Source organism: Nocardioides sp. (assembly GCF_050699375.1).
Taxonomy (GTDB): domain Bacteria; phylum Actinomycetota; class Actinomycetes; order Propionibacteriales; family Nocardioidaceae; genus Nocardioides.
In genome coordinates this window covers 1-10,870 of record NZ_JBOHDN010000341.1, presented here as the reverse complement: position 1 = coordinate 10,870, position 10,870 = coordinate 1, and the positions used below count along the sequence as shown (strand labels likewise).

The following is a 10,870-nucleotide window of genomic DNA, read 5'->3' as shown; positions in this document are numbered from 1 at the left end:
CGGGTGCCCGATGCTGGTGCTCCACTCCGCCGCCGCCTCGACGTCGCCGAGGAAGGACAGATTGTCCGACGGCTGCGAGCCGAACGGGTCGTCCGCGAGCCAGTCCCCGAGCTTCGGCGCCAGACTCGTCCACGACGGGAAGTCATAGAGCTTGGAGTGGTACGTCGCCAACGCGAAGTTGTCGGCGAGGTGGAGCAGGAACTCCTTCGCGGCGTCCGGGTTCTTGGCCTTCGTCGGGACGATGTAGTTGTACATGACGTGCTGGGCGGCCAACCCGGACTGCGAGCCGTCGAGCGCCTTGACGAAGAAGGTGTCCGACGCGACCTCGGGGTTGACGTCCTGGGACGACCGGTAGGCCGAGATCGAGTTGAGGATGTAGCTGAGCTCGCCCGAGATGAGCCCCTCGTTGTTGCTCGCCGCGTTCCAGGCGAACACCTCGTCGGTCATCGCGCCCTCATAGAGGCGCCGCATCACGTCGACGGCTTCCATCGTCTCCGGCGAGTTCAGGACGACGGTCTCGTTCTCGTCCTGGATTGACGCGCCGTGTGACCACAGCAGCGCGTGTGCCGCCATGTTGGAGTCGATCTCCTGCGACATGCCGAGTCCGAGCTGCACGCTCTGGGACTTCTTGATCTCGGTGCCGCCCTCGAGCAGTTCCTGCCAGGACGTGGGTCCGTCCGGGAACCCCGCCGGCTCCCAGAGGCTCTTCCGGAAGTTCCCGGGGTCGGGGACCCAGCCCGGCGCGAACGCGTAGTACTTATCGGTGTGCGGGTTGTAGCTGGAGTCCGTGCAGATCTTGAGCTGCTCGCCGTGACGCTTGTTGGCCTCTTCGTTCACGTCGGCCAGGTCGAGCACGCTGGGCTCGAACTGGGACAGCGTCGCGATGTACTGCATCAGGTCGTGACCCTGACCCGCCTGCAGCTCCGACGCGATCTGGGTGGGCACGTTCCCGACGTCGACGTGGTCGACACGCACGTCCACGCCCACCCGCTTGCCCCAGCTGGCGGCGAACTTGTCGAACCACTTGTCGTGGCTCGGTACGAAGTGGCTCCAGACCAGCAACGTGAGCGACCCGGACAGCTTGGTCGCGGGCTCGGTGAAGACCTCCTTGGGCGCCTGACCCGCCGCCGCCGTCCCGCCCTCGGTCGGGCTGTCCGACTCACTGGCGCACCCCCCCAGGGCGGCGGCCGCGCCGAGCGCCGTCGTGATGCGAAGGAAGTCTCGACGGGTCCACGGGGTCACAACCGGCATGCCGTCCTCCTGCGTCGCGCCGACCGCTCTGACCAGCAAATGGTCCGACCTCGACCCTACGCGCACCCGGACGATCCAGACAATGGGGGGCGATATGGGCACCCTCGGTGACTGGTCGCCTGCGGTGAGGCCGCAGGAGGTCGACCTGCCCGACACGCTGTTCACGGTCGCTGACGAGATGGGCCACTACCTCGACGAGGTCGCCCTCGGCGTTGCCCCTGGTGCTCAGCTCGAGGTCGTCAGCAAGCGCCTCGCCCACCTGGGCGTCTGACGGTGAGCACGTGGCTGGTGATCACCGAGGGTGTGCGCGAGGGGGGAGTTGAACCCCCACGTCCTTTCGGACACACGGACCTGAACCGTGCGCGTCTGCCTATTCCGCCACTCGCGCGTGCAGCACAAGAAGGTTATCCCACGCGCCGACGACCGCCCAAAACGACGGCGCCCCGCTCGCCTTGACGCTGGTGGTCACCGGATCGTGGGAGGATCGAAACCACGCAGATCGCGGGAAGTGGCAGATCCCCTAGGGTGCACCGATACGATCGGGCCGAATCCGGGGGGACCACTATGCCCGTACGCAGCCAAGCCACGGCCCACGCCTGCGTGAGGCAGCACCCGACCTGACCCGGCCACCAAACCGGACCACCCCGGCACCTGAGAGGAGCGCAACACGTGAGCGGCCTGCAGAAGTTCGAGCAGAGGCTGGAGCAGCTCATCTCAGGCGCGTTCGCCAAGGCGTTCCGGTCCGAGGTGAAGTCGGTGGAGATCGTCGCCGCGCTCCAGCGCGAGATCGACAACAACGCCCAGGTGCTCAGCCGCCAGCGAAGGCTCGTCCCCAACGACTTCCACGTGGAGCTGTCCGCCAGCGACCTCGGCAAGCTGGAGTCGTACGGCCCCCATCTCAAGGAAGAGCTGAAACGCCAGCTCATGGACCACGCCGAGGCACAGGGGTTCGTCTTCCCGGGCCGCGTGAACATCGAGTTCGGCGAGGCGAACGACCTGACGATCGGCCGGTTCCGGGTGCGCAGTCGCGCCCAGGCGGCGGTCTCGGGCGGGGACATGAGCGACACCCAGGTCAGCCGCGCACAGGCTTTCCTGGAGATCAACGGCACCCGGCACCCGCTCCACGGCAACGTAGTCGTGGGCCGAGGCACCGATGCCGACCTTCGCATCAACGATCCGGGCATCAGCCGTCGCCACATCGAGTTCCGCTCGAAGCAGGCCGGCGACCGTGTGCGGGTCGAGGTCTATGACCTCGGCTCCACCAACGGCATGCTGGTCAACGGACAGAAGATGGCGAGTGCAACCTTGGACGACGGCTCTCAGGTGCGCATCGGCACCACCGTCATCACCTCGCATATCGTGGAGGAACGCCGTTGAGCGAGCTCACCCTTTTCCTCATCCGGGTCGCCTATCTGGCGATCCTGTGGATCTTCGTGCTGGCAGCGTTGTCGGTGATCCGCTCCGACATGTTCGGCGCGCGGGTCACCAACGCCGCGACCCCCCAGTCCCCACCCGCGCCGGGCCGCGGCAAGGCCGCTGCCTCGAGGGCGCCGAAGCGCGGCGTACCCACGCATGTCGCCGTCACCACCGGATCCAACGCCGGCGTGACCGTCCCGCTCTCGCAGGCACCCATCGTCATCGGCCGTGGGAGCGACGCCGCGATCCTCCTGGATGACGACTACGCGTCCACCCGCCACGCACGGATCGCCGTCTCCGGCGACCAGTGGTTCGTGGAGGACCTCGGATCGACCAATGGCACCTACATCGGGTCTGTCCGGATCAATCAGCCGACCGCCATCTCCCTCGGGACCCAGGTGCGGATCGGTAAGACAATCCTGGAGCTGCGCAAGTGACCGCCGCGACCGACCCCACCCCAGACCCAGCCCCCAGCCCCGGATCCACCGACGGACGGCCGTTCCGCCTCGAGTTCGCGGCGGTCTCCGACGTCGGCCGGGTCCGCAAGGACAACCAGGACAGCGGGTACGCCGGACCCTGGCTGTTGACCGTCTGCGACGGTGTCGGCGGCGCTGCCCGCGGCGACATCGCCTCCAGCACCGCCGTCCAGCAGCTGCGCAAGCTCGATGAGGAACCCTCTCCTGGGCTCGTCGACGACGACCTGATCGGCCTCGTCTCCCACGCGCTCCACATGGCCCACGACGAGATCGGCCACCTGGTCGACCACGACCCGAGCCTCAACGGCACCTCGACGACCTCGACGGTCGGCTTCTTCGACGGCGCCAAGCTGACCCTCGGCCACGTCGGTGACAGTCGTGCCTATCTCCTCAGGAACGGCGCGATCCACCAGGTCACCCACGACCACACCTTCGTGCAGACGCTTCTCGACGAGGGGAGGATCACTGAGGAGGAGGCCAAGACACACCCTCACCGCAACCTGATCCTCAAGGCCCTCGACGGGACCCGGGAGCTCGAGCCCGACCTGTTCATCGTCGACCTCGCGGCCGGCGACCGGCTGATGTTCTGCAGCGACGGCGTCTGCGGCTACGTCGACGACCCGCGGATCGCCGACATCCTCGCCACCGGGACCCCGGAGTTCGCCGCGGTCGAGCTGGTCCGGGTCTCGCTCGAGTCCGGCAGCACCGACAACGTGACCTGCGTGGTCGCCGACGTGGTGCCGGGCGACACGGTTCCCTCCGCGGGCCTCGAGGCCCAGATGGTCGGCGCCGCGGCCGAGCTCAAGAAGAAGACCACCAAGACCGGGCAGATGACGGCCCTGTTCCGCGGTCACCGGATGGGTGACACCGGCGAGCTGGACCCGGTCGACGAGGAGATCCCCGACGGCGCGATCGCGGCCGACCCGGAGGAGATGCGCTACGCCCTCCAGGCGCCGGGCAAGCACCTGCGGCTGCGCTGGGCGTTCGGGCTGCTGACGCTCCTCGGCGTCGTCTGGATCGGCGTCGCGACGGCGTTCGTCTGGTCCCAGAACCAGTGGTACATCGGCGAGCAGGAGGGCAACGTCACGATCTTCCGCGGCGTGCCCACCACGATGATCGGGCTCGACCTCTCCGAGCCCTACCAGACCTCGGACCTGAAGGTCGCCGACCTCGCTGAGACCTACCAGGCCCAGCTCGAGGACGGCATCCACAGCAAGGACCTGGCAGGCGCCAAGGAGAAGGTGCAGTCGCTGGCCGACCAGAACGCTGCCGACGCGGGAAGCGGGTCATGAGCGAGCGCCAGCGAGCGACAACAGGCCTCAGGCCGCCACATCCGTACTATTCGGCGGTGGCGGCATGAGCGGATTCACGCCGGCGACCTCCGTGCCAGTCTTCGTCCACCGGTCCCGCCGCGGGGCGGAGCTGGTCCTGCTGCTCCTGGCCCTGGCGGTCGGGATCGGTGCCTACGCCGCGGTCGGCCTGGGCGTCCAGGAGAAGATCCCGGTCGACCTCTTCGGCTATGGGATCTGGCTCGTCGCGATCCTGTTGGCAGCCCATATCGGCGTACGCCTGCTTGCTCCGTACGCCGACCCGGTGCTGCTTCCGCTGGTCGCGATGCTCAACGGGTTCGGCCTGGCCGTCATCCACCGGCTCGACCTGGCCGCCGGCGCGAACGAGTCCGACGCGTTCGCCCGCCAGCAGCTGACCTGGATGACCATCGGTGTGGTGCTGTTCCTGATCACTCTCTTCGTGGTCCCCGACCACCGGATGCTGCAGCGGTTCACCTACACCGCCGGCCTCGGCGCGGTGGTCATGCTGATCCTGCCGATGCTCCCGATCATCGGGAAGACGATCAACGGCGCCCGGATCTGGATCAACCTCGGGCCGGTCAGCTTCCAGCCCGGCGAAATCGCGAAGGTGCTGCTGGTGATCTGCTTCGCCGGCTACCTGGCGGTCCATCGCGACGCGCTCGCGCTGGCGGGACGCAGGGTCATCGGCATCGACCTGCCTCGCGGCCGCGACCTCGGCCCGCTGCTGATGATGTGGGTGATCAGCCTCGCGATCCTGGTGCTGCAGCGCGACCTCGGCTCCAGCCTGCTCTTCTACGGCCTCTTCGTGGTGACGCTGTACGTCGCGACCGAGCGCAAGGGCTGGATCGTCGTCGGCGGCCTGCTCTTCGCCGGCGGTGTCTTCACCGCGATCAGCCTCTTCAGCCACGTCCGCGTCCGCGTGCTGACCTGGCTCGACCCGTTCAAGTATTACCCGGATGCGGTCAACGGCACCTCCTCGGAGCAGCTGGTCCAGGGCCTGTTCGGGATGGCCTGGGGCGGCATGATCGGGCGGGGCTTCGGCTCCGGCCAGCCCTGGCGGATCCCCTACGCCAACTCCGACTTCATCATCCCCGCGATCGGCGAGGAGCTGGGTCTGACCGCCCTGCTCGCCCTGCTGCTCTGCTACGGCCTGATCGTCGAGCGCGGCCTGCGTACGGCCATCGTGGCCCGCGACGACTTCGGCAAGCTGCTCGCCGTGGGTCTGGCCACCTCGGTCGCCCTGCAGACCTTCGTCGTCGTCGGTGGCGTGACCGGGCTCATCCCGCTGACTGGCCTGACCACACCGTTCCTCTCGTATGGTGGGTCATCGCTGGTCGCCAACTGGGTGATCGTGGCCCTGCTGTTGCGCGTCTCGGACCAGTCCCGCCGTCCACTGCCGACGGCACCGTCCGATGAAGACCTTGCAGCCGAGGAGACCCAGATCGTCAAGCTCGACAAAGGGGCGATGAAGCTGTGAACCGCCCCATCCGCACGCTCAGCGTCGGCTGCCTGATCCTGTTCGTGGCGCTGATGCTGAACCTGACGTACGTCCAGTTCTTCAAGGCCAACTGGTACAACGACCGCGCCGACAACAGACGGGTCACCGAGGAGGCCTACTCGCGCCAGCGCGGCGACATCCTGGTCGGCAAGAAGGCGATCGTCACCAGCGAGCCGAGCGACGACACCTTCAAGTGGCAGCGCACCTATCCCGGGGGCAAGAAGTACGCCCCCGTCACCGGGTTCCTCTCCTACTCCTACGGGCAGACCGGGATCGAGAAGTCGCAGAACGATGTGCTCTCCGGCAGCGACGACCGGCTCTTCACCAACCGGCTGATCGACCTGGTCACCAACTCCGAGCCTTCCGGCGGCAACGTCGAGCTCACCATCGACCCGAAGGTCCAAGACGCTGCGTACGACGGCCTGACCGCGCTCGGGGAGGACGTCCAGGCCTCCGCGGTGGCGATCGACCCGAAGACCGGCCAGATCCTGGCGATGGCCTCGACACCGACCTACAACCCCGACCGGTTGGCCACCCACGACTTCGGTAACGCGAAGAAGGCCTACGACCAGCTGGCCGGTGCCGACAGCGAGCCGTTGCTCAACCGGTCCGTCCAGACCGCGCTGCCGCCCGGCTCGGTCTTCAAGCTGGTCACCGCCGCGGCCGCCATGGAGGAGCTCGACAAGGACCCCGACAGCAAGGTCTATGGCGGTGCGGTGCTCGACCTGCCGCAGAGCGACAAGGACCTTCCCAACCATGACGGTAACTCCTGCGGTGGTGACCAGATCACCCTGACCCGGGCCCTCGAGGTCTCCTGCAACACGGCCTTCGGCCAGCTCGGCATCGATCTGACCAAGGAGCAGATGAACGAGCAGGCGGGGAAGTTCGGGTTCGGCCAGAAATACCTCACCGACCTGCCCAACCAGGCCACGAGCACGTTCACCAACGACCTCGACGAGCTCGACAGCGCGGCCTTCCGGGCGACCAGCGCCATCGGGCAGTTCAACGTCAAGGCGACGCCGCTCCAGATGGCCATGGTCTCGGCCGGCATCGCCAACGGCGGGACGGTGATGAAGCCCTACATCGTCGACAGGGTGACATCGTCGTCGCTCGACGTCATCGACCGGGGGAACCCCACCGAGATCGACGACCAGCCCGCTGTATCGAACGAGACCGCAGAGGGTCTCACCGCGATGATGGTCAGCACCGTCGACAACGGCACCGCGTCTCCCGGGGCGATCGACGGCGTCAGCGTCGCCGGTAAGACCGGCACAGCACAGAGCGCCGACGAGCGCGCGCCGTACGCCTGGTTCACCTCGTTCGCCCCGGCCGAGAACCCATCCATCGCGGTCGCCGTGATGGTCCAGAAGAGCGGCACCGAACGCAGCGAGATCGCCGGCGGACGGCTGGGCGGCCCAATCGCGAAGGCCATGATGGAGGCAGCGATCTCATGAGTCGTTACGTATTCCACGAGCTCATCGGCACCGGCGGTATGGGCGAGGTGTGGCGGGCGACCGACACGACGCTCAACCGCGAGGTCGCGATCAAGCTCCTCAAGCCCGAGCACGCCGAGGACCCCATCGGGCGGTCCCGGTTCGAGTCCGAGGCCAAGCACGCCGCGGCGCTGCACCACCCCAACGTGGTGGCCGTCTACGACGTCGGCGAGATGCCGACCGCCTCCGGGCTGATGCGGCCGTTCCTGGTGATGGAGCTGGTCGACCACAAGCCGCTCTCCGAGCTGCTCCGTGACGGCCGCCCCCTGGACCCCGAGGTCGTACGCGACCTGCTCGGCCAGGCCGGGGACGCCCTGGCCGCCGCTCACCGGGCCGGCATCGTGCACCGCGACGTGAAGCCCGCCAACCTTCTGATCACCCCGGCCCGCAAGGTGAAGGTCTCCGACTTCGGCATCGCCCGGGCACAGGCGTCGACCGGCATCACCGGCACAGGCCAGGTGATGGGCACGCCTCAGTATCTTTCGCCCGAGCAGGCGCGTGGCGAGAAGGCCACCCCGGCCTCCGACGTCTACTCGCTCGGTGTGGTCGCCTTCGAGTGCCTGGCCGGCTACCGGCCGTTCCAGAAGGAGACCCCGGTCGCCACCGCGATCGCGCACCTGCACGACCCGGTGCCGCCGCTGCCCGACCACGTCCCCGCCGATCTGGCCGCGATCGTGATGCGGAGCCTCCAGAAGGACCCCAGCCTCCGCTACTCCGACGCGGCGGCGTTCACCTCGGCGATGGTTGGTCACGGCGGTGGCCAGGAAGCCGACGCCGACGCCACCACGATGGTCGCCCCGCCGACCGATGACGCGACCGCGACCGCGGTCATGGACCCGGTGGCCGGCCCGCCGGCCTTCGTCGGCATGCAGGGCGGACCGGTCGGCCCGACCACGCCGCCCGACGGTCCGCCGCGCTACCAGGACCCCTACGAGAGCTACGACGACGAGAAGAAGCCCTGGTACAAGAACCCGTTCAACATCGTGGTTCTGGTGCTGCTGCTCGCCGTGGTTCTCGCGGTGATCTGGATCTTCTCCGCCCTCGCCGGCGGCCCGGACGACAACCCGACCAGCGACACGTCCACGGCTCCCTCCGCAACCTCCACGCCCAGTCCCACAGAGGCTGCCGAGGAGGAGCCCAAGGCGATCGAGATCAACGAGGACGACTACGTCGGGCGCAACGTCGATGAGGTACGCCGCGAGCTGAGCGACATGGGATTGAAGCCCGATCCCCAGGTGCAGGACAACGACGGCAGCCATGAGCCGGACGAGGTCTCCAGCCTCGACCCGACGCGCAACCTCTACGAGGGCGACACGATCATCGTCCGCTACTACAGCGAGCGGCCGGAGGTCGAGCCCACTCCCACCGAGGAAGAGCCTGACGAGGACGAGACCGACGAGGAAGAGCCGACCGACGGCGAGTCCTCCGACGGCTGGGTCTTCCCGGAGCTCCCCGGCGACGAGAACACCGAGGGCAACGGGAACGGCAACGGGGGCGGCGGCAATGGCTGAGCCCATCACGGGTAGCACTACGGGGGGACGTACGTGAACACCCAGGAGCCAGCACTCCTCGCCGGCCGCTACGAGGTCGCCGAGCTGCTCGGTCGAGGCGGGATGGCGGAGGTCCGCAAGGGCACCGACCACCGGCTCGGGCGGGTGGTCGCGATCAAGCGGCTGCGGATGGACCTGGCCAGCGATGCCACGTTCCAGGCCCGGTTCCGGCGCGAGGCGCAGTCCTCGGCCAAGCTCAACCACCCCTCGATCGTGTCGGTCTATGACACCGGCGAGGAGAAGTCCGAGGACGGTGTCGCGCAGCCCTACATCGTGATGGAGCATGTCGCCGGACGTACGCTGCGCGACGTGCTCCGTGAGGGTCGCAAGATCCTGCCCGAGCGAGCGCTGGAGATCAGCTCCGACGTGCTCAACGCGCTCGACTACAGCCACCGCAACGGGATCATCCACCGCGACATCAAGCCGGGCAACGTCATGCTGACCCCGGCCGGTGACGTGAAGGTGATGGACTTCGGCATCGCCCGGGCGCTCAACGACGCCCAGTCCACGATGACCCAGACCGCGGCCGTGGTCGGCACCGCGCAGTACCTCAGCCCGGAGCAGGCCCGTGGTGAGCAGGTCGACGCCCGCTCCGACGTCTACTCGGCCGGCTGTCTCCTCTATGAGCTGCTCACGGGTCGCCCGCCGTTCGTGGGCGACTCCCCGGTCTCGGTGGCCTACCAGCACGTGCGCGAGCAGGCCCAGCCGCCCTCGGCCCACGACCCGACGCTCACCCGTGAGATCGACGCGATCGTGATGAAGTCGCTGGCCAAGCGGGTCGAGGACCGCTACCAGTCCGCGCAGGAGATGCGTACCGATGTCGAGCGCTATCTCGCCGGGCGCCCGGTCCAGGCCGTCGTCCCGCCGAGCTTCGACCAGACCCAGGTCGCCCAGAACCGCGCTGTCGCGGCGGGTCCGTACGGCGGCGATCCCACCACCGGTGGCTACTACCCTCCGCAGGACGAGCGTCCCGAGGGCCCGCGCCCGTGGGTGCTCGTGCTGCTGGGCCTGCTGATCATCGGCCTGATCGCCGTGGGCGCCTACTTCCTGCCCACGGCCCTCGGACCGCAGAGCACACCCGTGCCCGACGTCGCCGGTCTGACCCAGGAGAAGGCGATGGACGAGCTGAGCGCGGCCACGTTCGAGGGCAAGATCAAGCAGGAGCCCAGCGATTCCGTCGCCGTGGGCGTGGTGATCTCTCAGGACCCGCCTGCAGGCCAGGATCTCGAGGAGGGCAGCACCGTCACCCTGACGGTCTCCACCGGCCCACCCAACCGGGAGATGCCCAACGTGATCGGGATGTCTCAGAAGGCCGCCAAGGACTTCCTCGAGGGCGATCCCTACAACTTCGCGGTGAAGGTCGAGACCGCCGACTCCGACAAGGACAAGGGCACGGTGATCGAGTCCGACCCGGTCGACGGCCAGAGCGTGACCACAGGAAGCTCCACCGAGGTCACCATCACCGTCTCCAAGGGGCCGAAGAAGGTCCCGGACGTCGTCGGCAAGAAACTCGAGCAGGCCAAGGAGATGATCCGCGATGCGGGCTTCACTCCTGTGGTCAAGGACGACCCCAACACCGACGAGCCGAAGGGCACCGTCGTCGAGCAGACGCCGGCCAAGGGCACCCCGCTCGAGAAGGACCGCGAGGTGATCATCTTCGTCTCGACGAAGGAGGAGCCCCTGCCGAGCTGTCAGACGCTGGTGCCTGGGACGGACCCGGCCAACCCCTCGGCCTCGGCTACCCAGACCGCCGAACCGGGCGATCCGGCCACGTGTGACCCGGCCCTCCCGCCGAGCTCTCCCGCGGCGCCCTGATCCCGGTCCGCCGAGTCGGCTCAAACTGACCACAGATCCCGCCGAGTCGGCTCGTTATAAC

Annotated in this window: 9 protein-coding genes and 1 tRNA gene; 8 read left to right on the top strand and 2 right to left on the bottom strand. The window is 68.1% G+C overall.

Annotation, left to right across the window (positions count from 1 at the left end; translation table 11 throughout):
• A partial coding sequence (locus ACRDPS_RS23220) for an ABC transporter substrate-binding protein (protein ID WP_431504033.1) occupies positions 1-1,251 on the bottom strand: 1,251 nt, incomplete at its 3' end.
• An 82-nt stretch (positions 1,252-1,333) separates the two neighbouring features.
• Between ACRDPS_RS23220 and ACRDPS_RS23215 the strand changes: the two genes are divergently transcribed.
• Complete coding sequence (locus ACRDPS_RS23215) at positions 1,334-1,522, top strand: hypothetical protein (protein WP_431504032.1); 189 nt, start codon at positions 1,334-1,336, stop codon at positions 1,520-1,522.
• A gap of 33 nt (positions 1,523-1,555) precedes the next feature.
• On the opposite strand, the gene ACRDPS_RS23210 is transcribed toward ACRDPS_RS23215, so the two are convergent.
• Positions 1,556-1,639: transfer RNA gene (locus ACRDPS_RS23210), tRNA-Leu, on the bottom strand.
• A gap of 281 nt (positions 1,640-1,920) precedes the next feature.
• Here ACRDPS_RS23210 and ACRDPS_RS23205 point away from each other — a divergent pair.
• The 7 genes from ACRDPS_RS23205 (at position 1,921) to pknB (ending at position 10,809) form a co-directional block, all read left to right on the top strand.
• Positions 1,921-2,628: an FhaA domain-containing protein gene (locus tag ACRDPS_RS23205; RefSeq protein ID WP_431504031.1), complete on the top strand. Its 708-nt coding sequence runs from the start codon at positions 1,921-1,923 to the stop codon at positions 2,626-2,628.
• Positions 2,625-3,104 carry an FHA domain-containing protein FhaB/FipA gene (locus ACRDPS_RS23200; RefSeq protein WP_431504030.1) on the top strand — a complete coding sequence of 160 codons (480 nt, stop codon included), beginning with the start codon at positions 2,625-2,627 and terminating at the stop codon, positions 3,102-3,104. The genes ACRDPS_RS23205 and ACRDPS_RS23200 overlap by 4 nt, the downstream gene beginning before the upstream one ends.
• Complete coding sequence (locus ACRDPS_RS23195; protein ID WP_431504029.1) at positions 3,101-4,435, top strand: PP2C family protein-serine/threonine phosphatase; 1,335 nt, start codon at positions 3,101-3,103, stop codon at positions 4,433-4,435. The genes ACRDPS_RS23200 and ACRDPS_RS23195 overlap by 4 nt, the downstream gene beginning before the upstream one ends.
• A 64-nt stretch (positions 4,436-4,499) precedes the next feature.
• Complete coding sequence (locus tag ACRDPS_RS23190; RefSeq protein ID WP_431504028.1) at positions 4,500-5,930, top strand: FtsW/RodA/SpoVE family cell cycle protein; 1,431 nt, start codon at positions 4,500-4,502, stop codon at positions 5,928-5,930.
• Positions 5,927-7,405, top strand: coding sequence for a peptidoglycan D,D-transpeptidase FtsI family protein (locus ACRDPS_RS23185; protein ID WP_431504027.1), 1,479 nt, complete (start codon positions 5,927-5,929; stop codon positions 7,403-7,405). The genes ACRDPS_RS23190 and ACRDPS_RS23185 overlap by 4 nt, the downstream gene beginning before the upstream one ends.
• Entirely contained in the window at positions 7,402-8,955 is a 1,554-nt protein-coding gene (locus tag ACRDPS_RS23180; RefSeq protein WP_431504026.1) for a protein kinase domain-containing protein, read from the top strand. Before ACRDPS_RS23185 ends, ACRDPS_RS23180 begins: the two co-directional genes overlap by 4 nt.
• 102 nt (positions 8,956-9,057) lie before the next feature.
• Entirely contained in the window at positions 9,058-10,809 is a 1,752-nt protein-coding gene (gene pknB, locus ACRDPS_RS23175; protein WP_431504034.1) for a Stk1 family PASTA domain-containing Ser/Thr kinase, read from the top strand.
• Positions 10,810-10,870: the final 61 nt, after the last annotated feature.